The organism is Pseudomonas sp. AC070 (assembly GCF_979258635.1).
Map to the genome: position 1 here is coordinate 207,521 of NZ_OZ409871.1, position 22,862 is coordinate 230,382.

A 22,862-nucleotide genomic window follows, 5' to 3' on the forward strand; every position below is an offset into this window, starting at 1 on the left:
CCGGACGTTTTATTCGCGAGGTCTTTATGACAGCTATCAACGTGTACCAGCAGCGCCCTGAAGCTGGCAAAGCCGAGTCGCCGCTGCACCACGCCGGCCTGGCCGACGCCGCCGGCAAAGGCAAAGCCAGCGCCGGCATTCAACTGCGCGAACGCAAACTGCTCGGCCACCTGACCCTTCGCGGCGACGGCCACGACGCCGCGTTTGCCGGCGCCGTGCACAAAGCCACCGGCCTGGAATTGCCCGGCGCGCTGGCGGTGATCAGCGCGGGCGAAACCTCGTTGCAGTGGATGGGCCCGGATGAATGGCTGCTCATCGTGCCAGGCGGCACCGAGTTCGACGCCGAGAAAAAACTGCGTGAAGCGCTGGACGGCCAGCACATACAAATCGTCAACGTCAGCGGCGGCCAAACCCTGCTGGAACTGACCGGCACCCACGTGCGCGAGCTGCTGAAAAAATCCACCAGCTACGACGTGCACCCCAACAATTTCCCGGTGGGCAAAGCCGTGGGCACCACCTTCGCCAAGTCGCAACTGGTGATCCGCCACACCGCCGAAAACACCTGGGAGCTGCTGGTACGCCGCAGCTTCAGCGACTACTTCTGGCTGTGGCTGCAGGATGCGAGCCAGGAGTTTGGCTTAGCGGTAAAAGCATCGTAGTCCCTGTAGGAGCGGCTTCAGCCGCGATGCTTTTCAAGAGCATCGCGGCTGAAGCCGCTCCTACGCGATTGTCGGTATCTCCCGGAGAACAGCATGAGCCGCACCCCCGATACCTGGATTCTCACCGCTTCGTGCCCGAGCATTCTCGGCACGGTGGATGCGGTGACGCGTTATCTGTTCGAGCAGGGCTGCTACGTCACCGAGCACCACAGCTTTGATGATCGTCTGTCGTCGCGGTTTTTCATTCGCGTTGAATTCCGCCAGCCGGACGTGTTCGCCGAGCTGGACTTTCGCGACGGGCTGGCAGCACGCGTCGGTAGTTTCGGCATGGACTTCGAGCTGACGCCACCGAACTACCGCAGCAAGGTGGTGATCATGGTGTCCAAAGCCGATCACTGCCTGAACGACCTGCTCTATCGCCAACGCATCGGGCAGTTGCCGATGGACGTGGTGGCCGTGGTGTCCAACCACCCCGACCTCGAACCACTCGCCCGCTGGCACGGCATTCCTTACCACCACTTCCCCCTCGACCCGGCCGACAAGCCGGCGCAAGAGCGCAAAGTGATGCAAGTGATCGCCGACACCGGCGCCGAGCTGGTGATTCTTGCCCGCTACATGCAAGTACTGTCGCCCGAGCTGTGCCGCAAGCTGGACGGCTGGGCCATCAACATTCACCACTCATTGCTGCCCGGCTTCAAGGGCGCCAAGCCGTATCACCAGGCCTACGAAAAGGGCGTGAAGCTGGTTGGCGCCACCGCGCACTACATCAACAACGACCTCGACGAAGGCCCGATCATCGCCCAGGGCGTCGAGCCGGTAGACCACAGCCACTACCCCGAAGACCTGATCGCCAAAGGCCGCGACATCGAATGCCTGACCCTGGCCAAGGCCGTGGGTTTCCATATTGAACGGCGCGTTTTTTTGAACGCGAGCCGGACGGTGGTTTTGTAACCCCATCCGAAGAGGGCATTCCGCGCTGCCTATAGCGGCCTCTTTGGCTTCACCCAACAACCTCCAATGCAGGGCCGCGCAGTGCGTTTTGGCTGCGCCTTTGTAACCACAACAACAAACGGAGAATCACCTATGTCTGGTAATCGTGGCGTCGTTTATCTCGGCGCGGGCAAGGTCGAAGTGCAGAAAATCGACTACCCGAAAATGCAGGACCCGCGTGGGCGCAAGATCGAGCACGGGGTCATTCTCAAAGTGGTGTCCACCAACATTTGCGGCTCCGACCAGCACATGGTCCGTGGCCGTACCACCGCGCAGGTCGGCCTGGTGCTGGGCCATGAAATTACCGGCGAAGTGATCGAGAAAGGCAGCGACGTCGAGCACCTGAAAATCGGTGACTTGGTGTCGGTGCCGTTCAACGTGGCGTGCGGCCGCTGCCGCTCGTGCAAAGAACAGCACACCGGTGTTTGCCTGACCGTAAACCCGGCGCGCCCTGGCGGTGCTTACGGTTATGTCGACATGGGCGACTGGGTCGGCGGTCAGGCCGAATACGTGCTGGTGCCGTATGCCGACTTCAACCTGCTGAAACTGCCGGACCGCGACAAGGCCATGGAAAAAATCCGTGACCTGACCTGCCTCTCCGACATTTTGCCCACCGGCTACCACGGCGCCGTCACTGCTGGCGTTGGCCCGGGCAGCACCGTGTACGTAGCCGGCGCTGGCCCTGTCGGCCTGGCGGCGGCTGCCTCGGCGCGCTTGCTGGGTGCGGCGGTAGTCATCATCGGCGACGTCAACCCGGTGCGCCTGGCCCACGCCAAGGCTCAGGGTTTCGAGATTGCCGACCTGTCGACCGACACACCGCTGCACGAACAGATCGCCGCGTTGCTGGGCGAGCCTGAAGTGGACTGCGCCGTCGATGCCGTGGGCTTTGAAGCACGCGGCCATGGTCACGCCGGTGCGCAGCACGAAGCGCCTGCGACCGTGCTCAACTCGCTGATGGGTGTGGTGCGGGTGGCCGGCAAGATTGGTATTCCTGGCTTGTACGTCACCGAAGATCCGGGTGCTATCGACCAGGCGGCGAAGATGGGCAGCCTGAGTATTCGTTTTGGTTTGGGCTGGGCCAAGTCGCACAGTTTCCATACTGGGCAGACGCCGACGATGAAGTACAACCGGCAGTTGATGCAGGCGATTATGTGGGACCGCATCAATATTGCTGAGGTGGTTGGGGTGCAGGTGATCAGCCTGGATGACGCGCCGCGTGGGTATGGCGAGTTTGATGCCGGGGTGCCGAAGAAGTTTGTGATTGATCCGCATAAGTCGTTTAGTGCGGCGTGAGGATGAGGCAGCCTAAGGGCTGCCTTTTTTGTTTTTGGGCGCTTACAGACCGCGTGAATCTGCCCACACCTCCGTCATCCTCGCGAAAGCGACGGTCCAGTGCGTAGGTTGTGCATAGGTTGGGTTGAGCCGCAGGCGAAGCCCAACATTACGCCGCCCCGAATCCAAACCTCCGTCATCCTCGCGCACGCGGGGATCCAGAATTTTGAGCCTTACGCATGTGGCATGGACGGAGGTATTCATTACCGCATCCGCTGAACGTTTTGTTTCGCGCCTTACGCGCGAGCTTCTTTTGGCATTGCCCCAAAAGAAGCCAAAAGGTCTAGCCCCTACCTTGGCCTTCCGCTGCGCTCCAGGTCCCCTCCCTCCGTCGCCACTCCGGGGGCACGGCGAGACGGGCCATCCTTGGCCCGACACGCCTTTCGCGGCTCCCTGCCGCTCAACCCCCTGCGCGTCGACTCCACTCGGCCTGCGATAAACGGGGCGGGTAAATCACAAGCCAGATCAAAAGCGGGAGATCAAAATCTCGCGGCTGAAGCCGCTCCTACAGGGGGGTGGTGGTGGTGGTGGTGCGCTGTGTGTAGGAGCGGCTTTAGCCGCGATGCTTTTGCGGCATAATCCTGCCCCCCGGGAACATCACCGGTTCCCTCCAGTCCAACCGCTTTCTATCCCCCGCTGAGGTTTTGCCGATGTCTGCTCCCCGTCGTTTGGTGTTGCTGGCTGCGTTGTCTGTGCTGAGTTGCCAGGCGTTTGCGTTCAATTTGAATGATGCGGCGGCGCTGTATTCGGCCAGTCAGGGTGGCAAGGGCGGTGATGCTTCGGCGTCGTTGTTGAGTAATCCGGAGAATTTGCAATTGCTGGCGGCGCTCAAGCAGTTGAAGGTCTCGCCGGAGCAGGCTGTGGGTGGCACCGGGGCGATGTTGGGGTTGGCGAAGCATCAATTGCCGGGTAATCAGTACGGTGAGCTGACGCAAACCGTGCCGGGCCTGCAAAAATTCGAGGGGGCAAACGGCCTGGCGCAGTTGGGTTCGTTGAGCAGTTTGCTGGGTAAGTCGGCCAGCAAACCGGTGAGCCCGGAAGCCGCGGCGGCGGTGGCGAATGTGAATAACCCGCAAGACCTCAGCGCCGCCTTCGGTGCCTTGGGTATGGACAGCGGCATGATCGGCCAATTCGCGCCGCTGTTGTTGCAGTACCTCGGCCAGCAGGGCGTCGGCAATTCGCTGTTGGGTAACCTTGGCAGCCTGTGGAAGCCGGCCGGCTGATTACGCGGCGGCCTGTTCTGCTTTCATGGCGCTGAGCCGGGCGTCTTTTTCGGCCCAGCGTTCTGAAATCCAGGTCTGCATGTACACGCGAAATCTTGGGTCGTTCTGGTAGTCGCCTTGCCACAGCGCCGGGTCCATGGGCAGGGTCTGGATGTCGACCACCACCTTGGGCACACGCCCGCACAGCAAGTCCCAGAAGCCTGGAATGCGCGCGCCGGGGTAGAACACGGTGATGTCGAGAATGGCGTCCAGTTGCTCACCCAGGCTCGCCAGCACGAAGGCGACGCCGCCGGCTTTGGGTTTGAGCAGATGCCGATACGGTGATTGCTGCTCGGCCTGCTTGGCCGGGGTGCAGCGCGTGCCCTCCAGGTAATTCACCACGCTCACCGGCAAGTCGCGAAATTTTTCGCAGGCCTGCTGGGTGATGAGCAAATCCTTGCCGGCCATCTCCGGGTGTTTGGCCAGGTAGGCCTTGGAGTAGCGCTTCATAAACGGGTAGTCCAACGCCCACCACGCCAGGCCCAGCAAGGGCACCCAGACCAGTTCCTTTTTCAGGAAAAACTTGAAGAACGGCGCCTTGCGGTTGAAGGCCTGCATCAGTGCGGGAATGTCGACCCACGATTGGTGGTTGCTGATCATCAGGTACGAGCGATCCATGCGCAGCTCGGTGTCGCCGCGAATGTCCCAGACCGTGGGCAGGCACAGAGCGAAGATAAATTTGTCGATGTCGGACCAGGTTTCGGCAATCCACACCACGCCGGCCGAGCAGGCGGCGCGTAGTTTGCCGGGCAGAATGAGTTTGAGCAGGGCAAGCACGGTCAACGGACCGATCAATACCAACGTGTTGAGCAAAAGCAGCAAGGCGACGGTCATACCGGTGAGCAAACGGCGCATGAAGGCTCCTAACTTAGCGCGAGCGGGCCATGATAATCAGGCCTGGCGCGCCGTCCAATACGCCGATTGGAAGTTTGGACCGTCGTACTTTTTGCCGCGTCCGCTACAGTTTCTTCACCTGAACCGGTGTATGAAGGGCCGTTGTCTGCCCTGATGCAGCCCCCCTTAACCGCCTGGAGTGACCTGATCTGTGAAACCTGTTCTCGCCCTGTTAGCGCTGATGGCGCTGCCGGTTATGGCCGCCGAGCCAACCGTGTATGGCCGCTACGAATACATCAAGCTGCCGGAAATCGACCAGACCTTTAAAGCCAAAATGGACACCGGCGCGCTGACCGCCTCGCTGTCGGCCAAGGACATCGAAACCTTCAAAAAAGACGGTGACGACTGGGTGCGTTTCCGCCTGGCCACTAAAGACGCCAGCGACAAAGTGTACGAACACAAACTGGCGCGCATCAGCAAAATCAAAAGCCGCGCCGACGAAGACGAAGGCGAAGAAAGCGCCGAAGTGGTGAAGCGCCCGGTGGTGGCCATGCGCATGTGCCTGGACGGCACCAGCCGCATCATTGAGGTCAACCTCACCGACCGCAGCAGCTTCAACTACCCGCTGCTGATCGGCGCCAAGGCCCTGCGTGAATTCGACGCCGCCGTGAACCCGGCGAAGCGGTTTACGGCGGGGCAGCCGAAATGCTGATGGCCTGACCGGGATCTGTAGGAGCGGCTTTAGCCGCGATGCTTTTGACGCTCCAAAGCATCGCGGCCCTGTGTCACGCCTATCCCTCAATGCTAAATTGAGCGCCTTGCCTTCCCCGCTGCAGGACGCACATGCCCACCATTCTGTTGGTCGAAGACGAAGCCTCGATCGCCGACACCCTGATATACGCCTTGCAAAGTGAGGGCTACAGCACCCACTGGCTGACCCTGGCTGGCGAGGCGTTGGCTTACCAACAAAGCACCCCCGCTGACCTGCTGATCCTCGACGTCGGCCTGCCGGACATGACCGGCTTCGAAGCCTGCAAACAGCTGCGCCGTTTTTCCGAAGTGCCGGTGATTTTCCTCACGGCGCGCAACGCCGAAATCGACCGCGTGGTGGGCTTGGAAATCGGTGCCGATGACTACGTCACCAAGCCCTTCAGCCCCCGTGAAGTGGCGGCGCGGGTCAAAGCCATTCTCAAGCGCGTGCAACCGCGCGCGCCGGCCTCCCCCGTCAGCGCCTGCGCGTTTTCGGTGGATGCCGAGCGCTTTCAGATTCACTACCACGGCCACCTGCTGGGCCTGACCCGCCACGAATTTCGCCTGCTGCAAACGCTGGTTGCCCAGCCGCTGCGGGTGTTCAGCCGCGAGCAGTTGCTGGACGCCGCCGGCGTACCGGCCGAAGCCGGCTACGAGCGCAATATCGACAGCCACATCAAAAGCCTGCGCGCCAAGCTGCGCCAGGTAACGGCAGATGCCGAACCGATCCAGACCCATCGCGGCCTGGGTTACAGCATCAAGGTGGACTGATGCCGCTCGGGATCCGGATATTCCTCGTCTACTTTGTGTTCGTCGGCTTGTCTGGCTGGTTTGTGCTGAGCACGGTGATGGACGAAATTCGCCCCGGCGTGCGCCAGACCACCGAAGAAACCCTGGTCGACACCGCCAACCTGCTCGCCGAGTTGCTGCGCGATGACCTGCGCAATGGCCGCCTTGATCAACAGCACTGGCAGGCGCAATTTCAGGCTTACGGGCAACGCCAACCCCATGCGCAGATTTGGGGCCTGACCAAACGCGAAGTCAGCCACCGCATCTACGTCACCGACGCCACCGGCAAGGTGCTGGTCGACTCCACAGGCGTGGCCGTGGGCCAGGATTATTCGCGCTGGAACGACGTGTTTCTGACCCTGCGCGGCGAGTACGGCGCGCGCTCCACGCGTGAGGTTGAGGGCGACCCGGAAACCTCGGTGATGTACGTGGCCGCGCCGATCAAAGACGAGGGCAAGATTATTGGCGTGGTGTCGGTGAGCAAGCCGAGCCGCACCTTGCAGCCCTATATCGAGCGCTCGCAGAAGCGCCTGGCCTGGTTTGGCGCCGGGCTGATTCTGCTCGGCTTGCTGGTGGGCGGGCTGCTGTCGTGGTGGCTGAGCGCGTCGCTGCGTCGGCTCACCGATTACGCCCAGGCGGTATCGGCCGGCGAGCGCAGCCCGTTGCCGGCGTTGCAGGGCGGTGAGTTGAAGCAGCTCGCCGAGGCGCTGGAGCACATGCGCAGCGAGCTGGAGGGCAAGGCCTACGTCGAACGCTACGTGCACACCCTGACCCACGAATTGAAAAGCCCGCTGGCAGCGATTCGCGGCGCTGCCGAATTGCTGGAAAGCGATATGCCGGCGCAGCAGCGCGAGCGCTTTGTGGCCAACATCCAAACCGAAAGCGCGCGCTTGCAGCAGTTGATCGAGCGGCTGCTCAACCTGGCACTGGTCGAGCAACGTCAGGGCCTGGACGAGCGCGTGCCACTGCCGCTCCGCGCCTTGGTGGAGGAGCAATTGCAGGCGCAGGCGGCGCGCATCGTCAGCGCCCGCTTGCAGGTGGAAAACCAGGTGCCCGACGAGGTGCAGGTGCGCGGCGAGCGTTTCCTGTTGCAGCAGGCGCTGGCCAATCTGCTCGACAACGCCCTGGACTTCACCCCGCCCGGCGGCCAGCTGCGTTTTGCCGCCGAGCAGTTGGACGACACCCTGACCCTGATCGTTTTCAACCAATGCGCGCCCATTCCCGAGTATGCGCTGGCGCGTTTGACCGAACGTTTTTACTCTTTGCCGCGTCCGATAAGTGGGCGCAAAAGCACCGGCCTGGGCCTCAACTTTGTGCAGGAAGTGGCCAGCCTGCATGGTGGTGCTATAACAATTGGCAACGTCGACGAAGGCGTGGAGGTTCGCTTGAGCCTGCCGCTGGTGCACTAGCAGAAGCCGTTTTCAGCGCTGTAACCGCTCTGCAAAGCCTGTTCAATAGTGTCCAAACAAGCGCGCAAGGCCCGGCGGCCTTGCAGGTGGCACTAAATGTGAAAGCCACTGCGAGAACAAGAACGCCACAGGAGTCAGGGTATGAAAACGGTTGCGGAAATCCTCAAGTCAAAAACGCGGAACACCATTTTCAGTGTCACGCCTGACACCTCGGTGCTCGACGCCGTGAAGCTCATGGGCGAGAAGGGCATCGGGGCGCTGGTGGTGATGCAAGGCGAGCAGTTGGTGGGCATCGTCAGTGAGCGCGACTACGTGCGCAAAATCGCCATGCTCGAACGCGCCTCCCCGGCCACGGTCAGCGAAATAATGACCTCCAAGGTCATCACCGTGAGCCCCAAAGAAGGCAACCGTCACTGCATGCAACTGATGACCGACGGCCACCTGCGCCACCTGCCGGTGATGGACGAGGGCAAGTTGATCGGCTTGTTGTCTATTGGTGACCTGGTGAAAGACATCATTTCCGAGCAGGAGAGTTTGATTAATCATTTGGAGCAGTACATTCGCGGGGAATAGGGGGAAATAGCCGGGAATAGTGGCGCTGCCGGCCCTCACCCCCGGCCCCTCTCCCGCAGGCGGGAGAGGGGAGCAGAGCAGTTGAGTTTGTTTTCGGGAGAGGGGAGCTTAATCGCGGTAGTCGCCCAATTCCCTCGCCCGCGCGCGGGAGAGGGTGCCCGAAGGGCGGGAGAGGGCCGCTTCTCGCTTCTCCACACACTCTCCACATTCCCCCCATAACCCCTCCACCGCGCCTCCCCACACTCTCTCCATCCCAACCACATGGAGAGCACCGCGATGAACCGCAGCCTGGGCATCAAACTCGGGGCCATTGGCCTTCTGATTCTGTTGTTGTTAATTCCCCTGTTAATGATCGATGGCCTGATCGGCGAGCGGCAGTCGGCGCGCAATGGCGTGCTCGACAACATCGCCCGCAGCTCCAGCTATAGCCAACAAATCACCGGGCCGATTCTGGTGGTGCCGTATCGGCAGAAAATTCGCGAATGGAAAACCGCTGAAAAAACCGGCGTGCGCTATCAGGAAGAACGCACGATTTCGAGCCGTCTGTACGTGCTGCCGGAAACCTTCAGCCTCAACGGCGACATCGGCACCGAGCTGCGCGCCCGTGGCATTTACCAGGCGCGGCTGTTCAAAAGTGACAACCAGATCAGCGGCCATTTCGAAGTGCCGGCCAACTACGGCATCACCGAAGACCTCGCCGATTACCAGTTCGATGAGCCGTTCCTGGCGGTGGGCATCAGCGACATCCGAGGCATCAGCAACGCATTGAAGCTAGACCTCAACGGCCAGAAGCTCGACTTCGAACCGGGTTTTGGCGACGACATGCTGGCCAACGGCGTACATGCGCCGCTGGGCAAAGTCGACACCACGGTCGACATGAACTTCGCCTTCGCCTTCAACCTGAAACTGCAAGGCACCTCCAGCTTCAGCGTCGTGCCGGTCGGCCGCGACAGCCAGGTGCAGCTGCATTCGGACTGGCCGCACCCAAGCTTTATGGGCGAGTTCCTGCCGGTGGAACGTGAGATCACCGCGCAGGGTTTCAACGCCACGTGGCAGACCAGTTTCTTCGCCACCAACATGGAGCAAGTGCTGCGCGATTGTGTGTCCACCACCAATTGCAGCAGCTTTGATGCGCGCACCTTTGGCGTGAGCTTTGTCGACCCGGTCGACCAGTACCTGAAAACCGACCGCGCCATCAAATACGCCATGCTGTTTATCGCCCTGACGTTTGCTGGCTTCTTCCTGATGGAAGTGCTCAAACGCCTGGCCGTGCACCCGGTGCAATACGGTCTGGTGGGCTTGGCCCTGGCGATGTTTTACCTGTTGCTGCTGTCGCTCTCCGAGCACCTGGAATTCGCCCTGGCCTACGCCGCATCGGCGGCCGCGTGTGTGTCGCTGGTGGGGTTCTACGTGTGCCACGTGCTGCACAGCTGGCTGCGCGGCGCTGGATTTACCGCCGGGTTGGGCCTGCTCTACGGCGTGCTCTACGTGCTGCTCAGCGCTGAGGATTACGCGCTGCTGATGGGCTCACTGCTGGTGTTCGGCCTGCTGGCCTGCGTAATGCTGCTGACCCGCAAACTCGACTGGTATGGCGTGGGTAAAACCCCCGACGCCGAACCGACTCTGACCCTTGAACCTGGCCTGTTGGGGGAATAACGCCATGCGCATCGTCCTGCAATTTGGCGCTTGTCTGGCCCTGGGTATGTTTGTTGCGCTGCTGATTCTGGTGGGCCTGATGTTTGCTCAGCGCTTCGACGTGATCAACCTCATCGTGCTCACCGGCAAGCCCCTGGCGCACCTCGCGCTGGTGGTGTTGCCAGAAGGCTTCTGGATCAGCCTGACCGGCGCCCCCGACGCCATTGAAAACGCCTCGGTGCGCTCGTTTCTGCAAATGTGCGCGGCGCTGGGGCAAGTCGCCCTGCTGGTCGGCGCCGGGCTGTTTCGCATGAGCATGAGCAAATGAGCGGGCACGTGGGGTTGCGGGAAGATGCGCAGGTTGGGCACCAGTTGGCGCGTCAGATAGCAACGCTTTTCGTAGGTTGGGTCGAGCAAAGCGAAGCCCAACGTGGCGCGCAAAATGTTGGGCTTCGCCTTCGGCTCACCGAACACGGACCGACCCAACCTACGAGAGAGCGGGCTTATCAAACCGGCGGCTGAGTCGCCAACATCGAGGGGCGCTGGCTGACATCGGCGTACCACGTGGCCAGGCTTGGGAATTGCTGGCGCCAGTCGAATTCGGCTTGGCGGAAGTCGAGGTAACCGAGGGCACAGGCGATGCCGATGGCGGCCACGTCGAAGCGACTCGGTAACTCGGCGCCTGCCGCTTCCTCGAACTCACCCAGGGCGCGGACGATTTTTGCCTGCTGAGCGTCGAGCCATTCAGCCCAGTGTTTGTCTTGCGGGCGGGTGGCCAGTTCGTAGCGGATCAGTACGGCAGCATCCATCACTGCATCGGCCAGCGAGGCCAACGTCAGCCGCCGCCAACGGCTGGCACCGTCGCGCGGAATCAGCGGTTCGCCGACGTGCTGGTGGTCGAGGTAATCGACGATCACGCGGCTGTCATGCAGCAGCGAACCATCGTCCAGACGCAGCGCCGGAATCTTGCCCGCCGGGTTATGGGCGATAACGGCGGCGTTGGGGTTGGTGGGGGTGAGCAACACGGTTTCCAGCTCGACACGTTCCTGCTGGCCGGTCTCGTGGAGAACCACCAGCACCTTGCGCACGAACGGCGAGGCGGGGTTGTGGAACAGCTTCATGGTGGCAGCAGACATGGCGCGATTCTCAAGTTAAAGGCAAGGCGCTAACCCTACAGCGCCAAGCCGCCAGGCGCCAAGCGCAGGCACGACAGTTGTCGGTTTTGGCCGCGAACGCATCGAGGCTAAAGCCTCTCCTACAGGAAATGAGCAACTTGTAGGAGAGGCTTTAGCCTCGATTTTTTTTAAACAACAAAGCCGCCTGACGGCGGCTTTGTGCAGTGCGAGTTTCTTAAAACTTGTAGTTCACGCTCGCCACGACGCTGCGGCGTTCGCCGTAGTAGCAATAGGTACCGTCGCAGGTCGACATGTATTCCTTATCGAACAGATTCTTGGCATTCAACGCCACACTTGCGCCTTCCATTGAGGTGGCGATTTGGCCCAGGTCGTAATGAATGGCGGCGTCATACACGGTGTATGAGCGTGTATCACCGTCTGACTTATCGCCAACGTACGGCAGGTTACCGACTGGCACGTTGTGGGTCTCGCCTACATAACGCACGCCGAATCCGGTGCCGAAGCCAGCGAGAAAACCGGTGTGCCAGGTGTAGTCAGCCCAGGCAGAAGCCTGATTCTCTGGCGTCAGCGGCAGAGGACGGTTTTTGTCGTCCGGGTCGCCAACCTTGGTCATCTTGCTGTTGGCGTAGGTGTAGGCGGCGGTCAGCTTGAGGTTTTCGTTGACGTTGCCGGTCGCTTCCAGCTCGAAGCCTTTCACGTTCACTTCGCCTACTGGACGCGTCACGCCGAGCGAGTCCGACATCACGATGTTCTTGCGGGTCAGGTCGTATACCGCCGCAGTGAACAGCATGTCGCTGCCCGGTGGTTGGTATTTGAGGCCCAACTCATATTGCTTACCGGTGCTGGGTTCGAACGCGATACTGCCGTTGCCGCCTGCCTCGGGCTGGAACGATTCCGCGTAGGACACGTAGGGCGTGAAGCCGGAGTCGAACACATAACTGAGTGCCGCATTGCCGCTGAAGGCGTTGTCGCTGCGGTTGTCATGTTCGTCGGCGGCAAAGAATGTGGAGTCGGTCTTCATCCAGTCCTGACGCCCACCCAGGGTCAGGCGCCAGTTATCGAGCGCCATCTGGTCTTGCAGATACAGGCCAGTGCTATAGCGTTTCTGGTTGTAGTCCTGATAGGCGAAGTAACTTACCGAGCTGAAATCCTGCCCGTAGACAGGGTTGATGATATTGCTGGTCGGCGCCTCACCATATAGCCACTGGTAGTTGGTATTTACGCGTTGGTGGTCAAGGCCGATCAACACGGTGTGACTCAGCCCGCCCGTGGCAAAGTCAGCCTGGAAGTTGTTGTCCAGCGCAAACTGGCTGATGTCTTCGTTAACGACGTTCGCGCCTCGGCGCACCGTGCCGTCTGGGGAAACCGCCAAATCCGGCGTATTCGGCCAGTAGAAGCCGCCGGCGGTAATACCCTGGAAAGACAAGTCGCTCTTCGTATAGCGCGCGTTTTGGCGGAACTGCCATATGTCATTCAAGCGATGTTCAAAGGCATAACCCAGGGCGTAGTAGGTTTTGTCGTAGAACTCCCACTCTGGATCGCCGAGGTTCTTGTGGTACTTGATCTCGCCAGCCGGACTGGTCAGCTTGGTGCCTTGCAGCGGCAGGAACTGGCTGGTGATGCCGGTATCGTCGCGGTTGAACTGCGAGAGGAAAGTGAGCTTGGTGTCCTCATCCATATTCCATGTCAGGCTCGGCGCAATGTTGTAGCGCTTGTCATCAACATGTTCGATGGCGGTACCGCTGTCGCGTACCACACCGCTGACGCGATACAGAAATTGACCTTGGTCGTCGATCGGGCCGGTGCTGTCGAAGCTGATCTGTTTGTGCTGGTAGCTACCGACTTGTAGCTGCACTTCGTTGCTATTGGTGTCTTCCGGGCGGCGACTCACCATATCCAACATCCCGCCCGGGGGCGTCTGGCCGTAGATAGAGGAGGCCGGACCGCGCAACACGGCGACGCGCTCAAGGTTCCAGGTCTCCAGCTTGGGCATTACGTAGGTGCCCTTGGGCAGCGGCAAACCATCAAGAAACTGCGTGGGTTCAAAACCGCGGATTTTCATCCATTCGGCCCGTGCATCGCTGCCGTAACTGCTGGCCACCACGCCGGGCATGTAGCGCACGGCGTCGTCAAGGTTTTGCACCGCGCGGTCCTGCATCTGCTCGCGAGTGGCCACGGAAATTGAGCGTGGCGCCTCAGCCAGTGCCGTGTCGGTTTTCGTACCGACGGCGGTGCGCTTCGCAAGGTAGCCAGTCGCGGCGCCCCAGGGGCTTTCCACGCTGCTACTGGCATCAATGTTTACATCCGGCAGTGCCACGCCATTGGCCGAGCTCGCTGCCGGCGCCAGACTAAACGTCCCCGCACTGTTAGCCACCAATGTCAGCCCGCTTCCGCGCAACGCCTGACGCAGCGCCGTCTGCGCGTTGTACTGGCCTTGCACCGGCTGGGCAGTTTTGCCGGCCGTCAGGCTGGGGTCGATGCTCAGCACTACGCCGGCCTGGCTGGCGATCTGGTTCAGGGTGCTGGCCAATGGCGCGGCCGGCAGTTGGTAGCTGCGCATGGCGGCGGTGTCGGCGGCGAGGGCCGGCAGGCTGGCGAATGCCAGGGCGGCGGCCAGTAACGTGGGGCGGAACAGGGTGATGGCGGACTTCGACATTGCGAGCGGCTCCCAAGCAGGAATTAATCTCAATGCCCCTATGCCGAAGCAAAATCGAAAAGTGATAGGGCTGCCTGAAAATATTTTCAGCAGCCGGTTTTTTAGGGTTTTTCCGCAGCGGGCGCCGGCACCACGCGCACCCACCAATCGGTGCGCCGTTCGATTTGCACCGGCAGGCTGGGCGGCAACGCGGCCAGGGCCAGGTCGGTGTTGCGCAAGGGGAAACTGCCGCTGATGCGCAAATCGGCCACTTGCGGGTCGGCGCTGAGAAAGCCTTCGCGGTAGTCGCCCAGTTGCTCGAGTAAGTCGGCCAGGCGCATGTTTTCCACCACCAACATGCCGTGGGTCCAGGCGTCGGCGGTGGCCGGTGCGGCGTTCACGTGGCCCAGTGCGTCGGCGGCCATGAGCACTTGTTGGCCTTGCTGGATGACACCGGTTTCGGCTGCAGCTTGCGCCGGACGCGCGGCCACGGCCGATTGCAGCACGATCAGGCGCGTGCCGGTCGGCTCTTGGCGCACCAGAAAGCGCGTGCCCAATGCGCGCAGTTCGCCGTTGCGGGTGGCGACGATAAAAGGCCGGGCGTCGCCGTGGGCGGTTTCTACGAGTATTTCGCCGCTGCGCAAAAACAGGCGGCGTTGCTGCGGGTTGAAGTCGATGTCCAGCGCGCTGCGGCTGTTGAGGCGCACGGTGCTGTGGTCGGGCAGTTGCAGTTCGCGCTGCTCGCCGGGCGCGGTGCGCTCGTCGGCCAGCCAGTCACCGAGTGGGCGCTGCTGGTGCGCCAGGCTCAGGCCCAGAACCGCACCGAGTAGCACGCCGAGAATGCCGCCGCTGCGCAGGCGACTTTTGCCAGAACTGGCGGCGCGCACCAGGGCGCGGCGAGCCGGCTGGCTGCTGACGTTGGCGAAGTGTTGATCCAGGCCGCTGAGTTGCGCCCAGGCGCGGGCGTGTTCGGCGCTGGCGGCCTGCCACAAATGAAACTCGGCGCGCTCAAGGTCGCTGGCCTCACCCGAGCCCAGGCACAGCTGCCAGCTAATGGCTTCGTCGAGCACCTTGGCCGATACGCTGGCGCGGTTCATGTCGGCTCGCCGTAAAGGGCGATGTAGCACTGGCGCAAACCCTGCGCCAGGTACTGACGCACGCGCGGCACCGACACCCCAAGGCGCTCGGCAATTTCGGCATGGCCGAGGTTGTCGATGCGGCTATAGAGAAAGGCCGCGCGCGCATTGCTCGAAAGCGTGCCGAGCAGGCGGTCGATGGCGCGCAGCGATTCGAGCACCAGGGCTTGTTCTTCAATGTCGGGATGCACGCTTTCGGGCAGCGCGGCCAGTTCGTCGAGGTAAGTGCGTTCCAGGGCGCTGCGGCGGAAATAGTCGATCAGCAGGCCTTTGGCGATGGTGGTCAGCAGGGCGCGGGGTTCGCGCATGTGCAGGGCGTCGGGTTTGCCGAGAATGCGCACGAAGGTGTCTTGGCTGAGGTCTTCAGCCCGGTGCGGGCAGCTCAGGCTTTTGCGCAGCCAGCCGAGCAGCCAATCGCGATGATCGCGATACAGCACGCCCGCCAATTCGTGGTTTGTGGATTCCCCAACCGACACAGCACTCACCGCCCAAAAGCAGAACAAACGCGAAATCGAGAATTATTCGCATATGATTGCAGAGAGTGGCCGTGCCTCGCAATTGTTCGCGGTCGGTTATTTATGTGGGTCGCTTTGCAACGTGGTTACAGAGAGGGTCGCTGCTGGCGCCGTTGCCAGCGGCTGAGCGCATCGGCCAGCGCGGCCGGGCTGTGCAGCCCTTGCTGGCGGGCGCGGCTGAACAGAATCAGCGCCAGTTCTGCGGTTACCAGCGCGTCGGCACTGGCGTGGTGGCGCTGCTGAACCTGGAGGCCAAAGTGCGCGGTCCAGTCGTCCAGCCCGGCCTGGCGCAGCGTGATGTCGGGGCAGAGCATGGGCGCCAGGTCGGCCACGTCGAGAAAGCGGTGTTCCAAGCTGTAGCCCAATTCCTGCTTCAACGCTTTGCTCAGCATGTGTTGGTCGAACGGCGCATGAAAGGCCAACAACGGGCTGTCGCCGACAAACTGCATAAACGCCAGCAAGCCGTCGGCGGGCACCACGCCAGCGGCCAGCGCGCTGGGCGCGATGCCGTGAATGAGCACGCTGGGACTCACCGGCTGCGCATGGCGTTGGAGGGTGCATTCGAACTGCTGACCGAGGTTGATCGCGCCGTCTTCAATCACTACGGCGCCGATGGACAGCACCTGATCGCGCTGCATGTTCAGGCCGCTGGTTTCCAGATCGAGCACCACGAAGCGTTGCTCGCGCAGCGGTAAATCGCTCCATTGGCCCGGCGCGTGCAGTTGCGCGCAGGCGTCCAATAACGGTTGGGCGATGGGCTCGGCGGGGCGGCGGCGCAGCCAGTCGAACGGCATCATGTGCGCCGGCTCATAGCTGATACCGCAGCGCCAGGCTACTTTGCAGGCGCTGCGCCTGGCGGAACGACTCGCGCAAAATGCGCCGGTCGAGGTGGTTGAGGCTGTCGGGGTCGAGGCGATTTGAATAGCGCTGTTGCTGGCGCGCCTGCTGCTGGTGCTGCTGCATGCGGGTTTGCTGAATAAAGTGATAGGCCTCTTGGTACGCCGCGCCGTCGAGTGGGTCGATCACTTCCTTGGCGATCAACTCACGCAGGCGCTGCACCGTATTGCCGGCGCTGATGCCATGGGCCAATGCCAACAGCCGCGCGCCATCCACGAACGGCGTGAGTCCCTGCACTTTTAAATCCAGCGTGTGTTTTTCGCTGCCGCTGCGCGCCACCACAAAATCGCGAAAGCGCCCCACCGGTGGGCGGTTGCGCAGGGCATTGGCGGCCATCATGCGCTGGAAAATCTGGTTGTCGGCCACTTCGATCAGAATCTGCTGGCGCAGCACTTCGCAGCCCTCCACCGGCCCCCACACCGCTCGCAAGTCGAAGTAAATGCTCGAAGCCAACAAATGTTCCGGGCTGGCATCGCGGATAAAACTGCTAAAGCGCCGCGACCATTCCAGGTGCGACAAACACAGCTGCGGGTTGCTGGCCATTACGCCGCCCTTGCACAGGCTGAAGCCGCATTTGTCCAGGCTGTGATTAATGCGCTCGGCCAGCGGCAGAAGCTTGCCGCGCTTGATCGCCGCGTCGGCCGCGTCGCTGGCCTCGAACAACATGCCATTGTCCTGATCGGTATGCAGCGTCTGCTCGCGGCGGCCCTCGCTGCCGAAACACAGCCAGGTAAACGGCACGCCCGGATCGCCCAACTGCTCGATGCTCAACTCGATGACGCGGCACACCATGTGGTCGTTGAGCAGCGTGATGATTTGCGTGACCTGCGTGGACGATGCGCCGTGAGCGAGCATGCGTTCGACCAATTGATGAATATCACTGCGCAGCGCCACCAGCGTCTCCAGCCGGTTGGCGTGGCTGATGGTGCGCGCCAAGTGCACCAGGTCGACCCGTTGCAGGGAAAACAGATCACGCTCCGACACCACGCCGCGCAGCTCGCCGTTAGCCACCAGGCAGACATGGGCGATATGGCGCTCGGTCATGGCGATGGCGGCGTCAAAGGCGCTAGCCGTGGGCGGCAAATGGAAGGGAGACGGAATCATCACATCGGCAATCGGCCCGCCCAGGTTCTCCGCCCCGGCGGCGACCACCGAGCGCAAGTCGCGCAGCGTGAAAATGCCGATCGGGTGGTGCGCGTTATCGACGATCACAATGCTGCCCACTTGCAGCTCATGCATCAGGCGCACGGCCGCGCTGATCGGCGTGTCGGCGCTGCACGTCACCGGTTGGCGCATCGCCAATTCGCGCAGCGGCGTATCCAGCGAATACTGCGCACCGAGCGTGGCGACGGCCTGGCGCTGCACCTGCTGATTGACCTGATCGAGCAGGCTGCTGACGCCGCGCAACGCAAAGTCACGAAACGGCGCAGACAAGGCAAACACCTTGATAAACGCGTCTTTGCCAAGCAGCAAACAGAAGGTGTCTTCGCCCGCCAAGTGCTCCGTGCGGGTTGCCCGTTCACCCAGCAGCGCCGCCAGCGGAAAGCACTCGCCGGTGGTGATCTCAAACGTGGTTTCCGTACCGCGCCGCGCCGTGTGCGGACGCTCACCGACCACCAGGCCCTGCTTGACGATATAGAAATGCTGAACCGGCCCGCCGCTGGGCTTGAGAATGCTTTCACCGGCGCCATAAAACCGCAGCTGGCAGTTCTCCAGCACATAGCCCAAGTGGGCGTTCTCCATCTGATTGAACGGCGGAAACTTCTGCAAAAACTCCATCAACCCCTGGATGTTCTGCTGCACCGCCACCTTGCCCGCCTGGGCGAATTCACTGGCCTTGCTCATAACGCTGCGTCCGGACCGTGGCCTTGAATTCATCGAAAGGCCATCGTCGGGAAAATCGGACGGGGAGGCCATGGGACATAAGTCTAGTTCGGGGGAGGAAAGGTGTGAGCGCTTGGTTTTCGGTGGGCGTCGTGGATGTTTGAGTGGGAACTGTGTGAACGTGGTTTTGCTTAATTGCTCGTGAGGTTCTATATGAAATTAAAAGAACGTCGACCTGATTCCTTATTGTTTGAATGAATGTACTTACAAAATTGCTTATTTAAACAATTGTGAGTTTTGTGCGTCGATAGATGATCAGACTTGGCTTGAAAGGCTCGAAGTACTAAGCATTGGTGGGACGATTCCGGAGTTGGTTGTCGTGGCTTGTTTAATTTGGCGGGGCGGCGGAATCTGGCTTGGAGGATCAGCACTCAGGGTTTGGGGATGAAAATTATTCGGACAATGTTGTTAATCGGTGCGCCTCTCTTGCTGGCTTCGTGCATTGAATATCACCCGATAATTCAGACGCTTTTACTAGCGAAGTCGAGGGTAGGTTGGATGGCGTTAAATCTGTTTCGAAAGCTATGGAAAAACTCGAACGGTCGGGCTTTTCCCGCCAAAGTGGATCTGTATCTAAAACCGAAGGGGAGAAATTTTTCGAGTGTGCAAAAGGGCGAAGCTCTTTATTGCTGTTCGCCTGTTCGCCTGTTCGCATAGAGTGTGGATATTTCCGGAATCTGATGAGTTGGCGTTGCAAAGGTACAAAATCTTCAAGCCGGCCTGTACAGGGTTTTAATTGTTTTTCCGGATTTATGGGGGCGTGATGATTACGAAGATTAGCGCGCAGTTGTTAAAGGAGGTGTCGGCTTGGTGCGGACGGACTGTCCGGATTTTAATAGTCGCGATGTCGTTGGTCGCATCCCCTGTTGTCGTTTCAAAAGAAGTTTATAGATTTCCTGATATCTACCTTGAAAGTGTCGATGAGAAAGACTTCAAGCCACCCATGGATGATTTTGTAATTACCGCCAAGCGAACCGGGGCAACCATTGAGTTTGAAAGCTGCCGCAGCATGTACAGAGCGAGGCAAGCGGACAATGTGCTGTATGTGGCCAGTTGCGAATTAAAGGGAGGTATTTCGCTGGTTATGGTTTGCAACGCTTCGATCACTAACGCGTTTGCGCTGGCAGTTACAAGTGCAATTTCCCCAGAAGAATCGCGTGAGTTCATGTTGGCTCATTGTTCCGGCGGATAGTGCAGCGGCGGCATAAGTAAAACACGATGAGTAACAGTTTTTGGTTTATTGGTGGCGTAGAGGTAAGCTGGTATAAGTATTAAAGAAGATTTCGCTCAATTAAATATTAAATAAAGCGGGTTTTAATAGTAGAGCGTTTTCTAAATAAGACTTCGTCCGTAAGTGGTTGGCAGATAGATTATTCAGGGGGCGGCTATGTACTTCGGAAGTGTATTTTTCTTATTCTCTATTTCGTTGTTGTTTTGTGCTAATGCTGTCGCTGTGGAAACGAAGGTTGAAAGGATGGCTCGTCTTTATGGCTTTTCGTCGTCTGAGGATATAACAGCGCCTTGCGAACTCGATAATAAACATACGATGCGAGAATATATCGATAGCTTGGTGGCAGAAAAGCTGAACGGAAATCCAGATCTGTTTGAAGATGAGACGATTATAAATCTTACCAAGATTCCTGGCGATATTATTCTGCTTGATAAGCAAGGGGTTTATGTAAACGATAGGCCGACGGGAATATATTACCTCCCTGAGATAACTGGTGATTTTGAAAACTCCTTTATGCCATGTGCGCACAGTGCTTGTCGGGGCATGATTCGTTCAATATGTTCAGTTAAAAGCCTTTCCGGCGACGAGTTTTTAGTTTATTGGGCACTGGACGGATCGCTATCCTATGTGTTGAAAAAAGATTTCGTGCTTTTAGATAAAATTTAGTAAGGGTCTCTATATGATAATCATCGAAAATAAACCCGCTTTCGATTTGAAGTCATTCGTTCGCAATGCTGTTATTAGTGGCGAGGTCGGCGCTCATGATCCGCTGAAAGTTATCAAAGCTACCGTCTCGAGCGGATATTCGTTCGGGTCTATGCAGCATGATGTTTTACATAATTCAATGGCTATGCAGGATTTCAAACGCATACTAAATGCGCATAAAAAACCGCCCCGAAGGGCGGTTTTTTTGTCGAGCGAGGCGCGAATTACAGGCCGTTTTTGGCTTTGAATTCACGACGACGACGGTGCAGAACCGGCTCGGTGTAGCCGTTCGGTTGCTTGGCGCCTTCGATCACCAGTTCCAGGGCAGCTTGGAATGCGATGTTGTTGTCGAAGTTCGGAGCAAGCGGACGGTACAGCGGGTCGTTGGCGTTCTGACGGTCAACCACCGGCGCCATGCGCTTGAGGCTGGCCACAATCTGCTCTTCGCTGGCGATGCCATGACGCAGCCAGTTAGCGAGCAATTGGCTGGAAATACGCAAGGTGGCGCGGTCTTCCATCAGGCCAACGTCGTTGATGTCCGGCACTTTCGAGCAGCCGACGCCCTGGTCGATCCAGCGCACGACGTAACCCAGAATGCCCTGCGAGTTGTTGTCCAGTTCGTTCTGGATTTCGTCTGCAGACCAGTTGGTGTTAGCCGCCAGCGGGATGGTCAGGATGTCGTCAATCGAGGCGCGTTCGCGCTTGGCCAGTTCGGCCTGACGGGCGAACACGTCAACCTTGTGGTAGTGCAGCGCGTGCAACGCAGCGGCGGTCGGCGACGGCACCCAGGCGGTGTTGGCGCCGGCCAGCGGGTGAGCGATTTTCTGCTCGAGCATGCCGGCCATCAGGTCGGGCATGGCCCACATGCCTTTACCGATCTGGGCGCGACCTTGCAGGCCGGTGGCCAGGCCGATATCGACGTTCCAGTTTTCGTAGGCGGCGATCCACTTCTCGGACTTCATGGCGGCCTTGCGAACAACCGGGCCGGCTTCCATGGAGGTGTGGATTTCGTCACCGGTGCGGTCGAGGAAGCCGGTGTTGATGAACACCACGCGCTCGCTGGCGGCTTTGATGCACGCCTTGAGGTTGACGGTGGTGCGGCGCTCTTCGTCCATGATGCCGACTTTCAGGGTGTTGCGTGGCAAGCCCAGCACGTCTTCGACGCGGCTGAAGATTTCGCTGGTGAAGGCGACTTCTTCCGGGCCGTGCATTTTCGGTTTAACGATGTACACCGAGCCGGTACGGGTGTTCTTGCGGCTGGTGTTGCCGTTGAGGTTGTGCACCGCGATCAGGCTGGTGAACAGGGCGTCCTGGATGCCTTCCGGAATTTCGTTGCCTTGGGCATCGAGAATGGCCGGGTTGGTCATCAGGTGGCCGACGTTACGCACGAACAACAGGCTGCGACCGTGCAGGGTCAGCTCGCTGCCGTCCGCTTTGGTGTAAACGCGGTCGGGGTTCATGGTGCGGGTGAAGGTGGTGCCGCCCTTGGCCACTTCTTCGGCCAGGTCGCCCTTCATCAGGCCGAGCCAGTTGCGGTAGATGACGGTTTTGTCGTCAGCATCCACGGCGGCTACAGAGTCTTCGCAGTCCATGATCGTGGTCAGCGCAGCTTCCATCAGCACGTCTTTCACGCCGGCCGCGTCGGTCTGGCCGATGGGGCTGGAGGCATCGATCTGAATTTCGAAGTGCAGGCCGTTGTGCTTGAGCAGCACGGCAACGGGCGCATTGGCCGGACCTTGGAAACCGATCAGCTGAGCATCGTCGCGCAGGCCGGTGTTGCTGCCGCCTTTGAGGCCGACCACCAGTTTGCCTTCGATGATTTTGTAGGCAGTGGAATCAACGTGCGAGCCAGCAGCCAGCGGCGCGGCGTCGTCGAGGAAGGCGCGGGCGAAGGCGATTACCTTGTCACCACGAACCTTGTTGTAACCCTTGCCTTTCTCGGCGCCGCCTTCTTCGCTGATCGCGTCGGTGCCATACAGGGCATCGTAGAGCGAACCCCAGCGGGCGTTGGAAGCGTTGAGGGCGAAACGCGCGTTCATCACCGGCACTACCAGCTGCGGGCCGGCCATGTGGGCGATTTCTTCGTCGACGTTTTGGGTAGTGGCTTGGAAATCTGCGACTTCTGGCAGCAGGTAACCAATGTCTTGCAGGAAGGCTTTGTAAGCCACGGCGTCATGCGCCTGACCAGCACGTGCCTGGTGCCAGCCGTCGATCTTGGCCTGCAAGTCATCACGTTTGGCGAGTAGTGCGTGGTTCTTCGGTGCGAGGTCATTGATGACGCTCTCTGCACCTTTCCAGAACTGCTCGGCAGAAATCCCGGTACCGGGAATAGCTTCGTTGTTTACGAAGTCGAACAGGACTTTGGCGACCTGCAGGCCACCGACTTGAACGCGCTCAGTCATTACTTGCCTCTCTGCTCAGCTCTTAGCTGTACTCAATAGCTCACTGCGGATAGCCCTGTACGGACCCGGCGTTGGCCGTCTTGTAGTC

At 60.1% G+C, this 22,862-nt stretch carries 20 protein-coding genes; 12 read left to right on the forward strand and 8 right to left on the reverse strand.

All coding sequences use genetic code 11. From position 1 onward, the window contains the following. Positions 1–26 precede the first annotated feature (26 nt). The 4 genes from ACZZ0Q_RS00920 to ACZZ0Q_RS00935 all read left to right on the forward strand — a co-directional run bounded on the left by ACZZ0Q_RS00920 (position 27) and on the right by ACZZ0Q_RS00935 (position 4,204). Positions 27–659 (forward strand): sarcosine oxidase subunit gamma, encoded by a 633-nt coding sequence (locus ACZZ0Q_RS00920; RefSeq protein ID WP_463540413.1) that lies wholly within the window; start codon positions 27–29, stop codon positions 657–659. A 93-nt stretch (positions 660–752) separates the two neighbouring features. Then, complete coding sequence (gene purU, locus ACZZ0Q_RS00925; RefSeq protein WP_463384140.1) at positions 753–1,610, forward strand: formyltetrahydrofolate deformylase; 858 nt, start codon at positions 753–755, stop codon at positions 1,608–1,610. 132 nt (positions 1,611–1,742) lie between these two features. Then, the gene (gene fdhA, locus ACZZ0Q_RS00930) at positions 1,743–2,942 is read left to right on the forward strand and encodes a formaldehyde dehydrogenase, glutathione-independent (protein ID WP_463540412.1); all 1,200 of its coding nucleotides are present in this window, start codon (positions 1,743–1,745) and stop codon (positions 2,940–2,942) included. Between the two features lie 689 nt (positions 2,943–3,631). Next, on the forward strand, positions 3,632–4,204 hold the full coding sequence (locus tag ACZZ0Q_RS00935; RefSeq protein ID WP_463540411.1) for a DUF2780 domain-containing protein: 573 nt from the start codon (positions 3,632–3,634) through the stop codon (positions 4,202–4,204). On the opposite strand, the gene ACZZ0Q_RS00940 is transcribed toward ACZZ0Q_RS00935, so the two are convergent. Continuing rightward, positions 4,205–5,098, reverse strand: a complete 894-nt coding sequence (locus ACZZ0Q_RS00940; protein ID WP_463540410.1) for an acyltransferase — start codon at positions 5,096–5,098, stop codon at positions 4,205–4,207. Between the two features lie 190 nt (positions 5,099–5,288). Here ACZZ0Q_RS00940 and rloA2 point away from each other — a divergent pair, with 190 nt between their 5' ends. The 6 genes from rloA2 (at position 5,289) to ACZZ0Q_RS00970 (ending at position 10,561) form a co-directional block, all read left to right on the forward strand. Then, complete coding sequence (rloA2, locus tag ACZZ0Q_RS00945; RefSeq protein ID WP_122492046.1) at positions 5,289–5,789, forward strand: retropepsin-like aspartic peptidase RloA2; 501 nt, start codon at positions 5,289–5,291, stop codon at positions 5,787–5,789. Between the two features lie 131 nt (positions 5,790–5,920). Then, positions 5,921–6,598 (forward strand): two-component system response regulator CreB, encoded by a 678-nt coding sequence (creB, locus tag ACZZ0Q_RS00950; RefSeq protein ID WP_463560206.1) that lies wholly within the window; start codon positions 5,921–5,923, stop codon positions 6,596–6,598. Next, a complete protein-coding gene (gene creC, locus ACZZ0Q_RS00955) occupies positions 6,598–8,025 on the forward strand; it encodes a two-component system sensor histidine kinase CreC (protein WP_463540409.1) in 1,428 nt (475 codons plus the stop codon). Before creB ends, creC begins: the two co-directional genes overlap by 1 nt. A 141-nt stretch (positions 8,026–8,166) precedes the next feature. After that, positions 8,167–8,598, forward strand: a complete 432-nt coding sequence (locus ACZZ0Q_RS00960; RefSeq protein ID WP_463384135.1) for a CBS domain-containing protein — start codon at positions 8,167–8,169, stop codon at positions 8,596–8,598. A 276-nt stretch (positions 8,599–8,874) separates the two neighbouring features. Next, positions 8,875–10,254, forward strand: coding sequence for a cell envelope integrity protein CreD (creD, locus tag ACZZ0Q_RS00965; protein ID WP_463540408.1), 1,380 nt, complete (start codon positions 8,875–8,877; stop codon positions 10,252–10,254). 4 nt (positions 10,255–10,258) lie between these two features. Further along, positions 10,259–10,561 carry a hypothetical protein gene (locus ACZZ0Q_RS00970; RefSeq protein WP_463540407.1) on the forward strand — a complete coding sequence of 101 codons (303 nt, stop codon included), beginning with the start codon at positions 10,259–10,261 and terminating at the stop codon, positions 10,559–10,561. A gap of 178 nt (positions 10,562–10,739) precedes the next feature. Here ACZZ0Q_RS00970 and ACZZ0Q_RS00975 read toward each other — a convergent pair whose 3' ends face one another. The 6 genes from ACZZ0Q_RS00975 to ACZZ0Q_RS01000 form a co-directional block, all read right to left on the reverse strand. Further along, on the reverse strand, positions 10,740–11,369 hold the full coding sequence (locus ACZZ0Q_RS00975) for a glutathione S-transferase (protein ID WP_463540406.1): 630 nt from the start codon (positions 11,367–11,369) through the stop codon (positions 10,740–10,742). Positions 11,370–11,583: 214 nt separating this feature from the next. Then, entirely contained in the window at positions 11,584–14,025 is a 2,442-nt protein-coding gene (locus ACZZ0Q_RS00980) for a TonB-dependent siderophore receptor (protein ID WP_463540405.1), read from the reverse strand. A gap of 101 nt (positions 14,026–14,126) precedes the next feature. Next, positions 14,127–15,101 carry a FecR domain-containing protein gene (locus ACZZ0Q_RS00985; protein ID WP_463540404.1) on the reverse strand — a complete coding sequence of 325 codons (975 nt, stop codon included), beginning with the start codon at positions 15,099–15,101 and terminating at the stop codon, positions 14,127–14,129. Continuing rightward, on the reverse strand, positions 15,098–15,616 hold the full coding sequence (locus ACZZ0Q_RS00990) for an RNA polymerase sigma factor (protein ID WP_463540403.1): 519 nt from the start codon (positions 15,614–15,616) through the stop codon (positions 15,098–15,100). Before ACZZ0Q_RS00990 ends, ACZZ0Q_RS00985 begins: the two co-directional genes overlap by 4 nt. A gap of 125 nt (positions 15,617–15,741) precedes the next feature. Continuing rightward, on the reverse strand, positions 15,742–16,452 hold the full coding sequence (locus tag ACZZ0Q_RS00995; protein WP_463540402.1) for a 3'-5' exonuclease: 711 nt from the start codon (positions 16,450–16,452) through the stop codon (positions 15,742–15,744). A gap of 10 nt (positions 16,453–16,462) precedes the next feature. Further along, positions 16,463–18,397: a putative nucleotidyltransferase substrate binding domain-containing protein gene (locus ACZZ0Q_RS01000; protein WP_463540401.1), complete on the reverse strand. Its 1,935-nt coding sequence runs from the start codon at positions 18,395–18,397 to the stop codon at positions 16,463–16,465. An 802-nt stretch (positions 18,398–19,199) separates the two neighbouring features. Between ACZZ0Q_RS01000 and ACZZ0Q_RS01005 the strand changes: the two genes are divergently transcribed. Then, positions 19,200–19,628 carry a hypothetical protein gene (locus ACZZ0Q_RS01005; protein WP_463540400.1) on the forward strand — a complete coding sequence of 143 codons (429 nt, stop codon included), beginning with the start codon at positions 19,200–19,202 and terminating at the stop codon, positions 19,626–19,628. A gap of 195 nt (positions 19,629–19,823) precedes the next feature. Next, positions 19,824–20,333, forward strand: a complete 510-nt coding sequence (locus tag ACZZ0Q_RS01010; RefSeq protein WP_463540399.1) for a hypothetical protein — start codon at positions 19,824–19,826, stop codon at positions 20,331–20,333. Positions 20,334–20,596: 263 nt separating this feature from the next. Here the strand turns inward: ACZZ0Q_RS01010 and ACZZ0Q_RS01015 are convergent, their stop codons facing one another. Further along, positions 20,597–22,774 (reverse strand): malate synthase G, encoded by a 2,178-nt coding sequence (locus ACZZ0Q_RS01015; protein ID WP_463540398.1) that lies wholly within the window; start codon positions 22,772–22,774, stop codon positions 20,597–20,599. Positions 22,775–22,862: the final 88 nt, after the last annotated feature.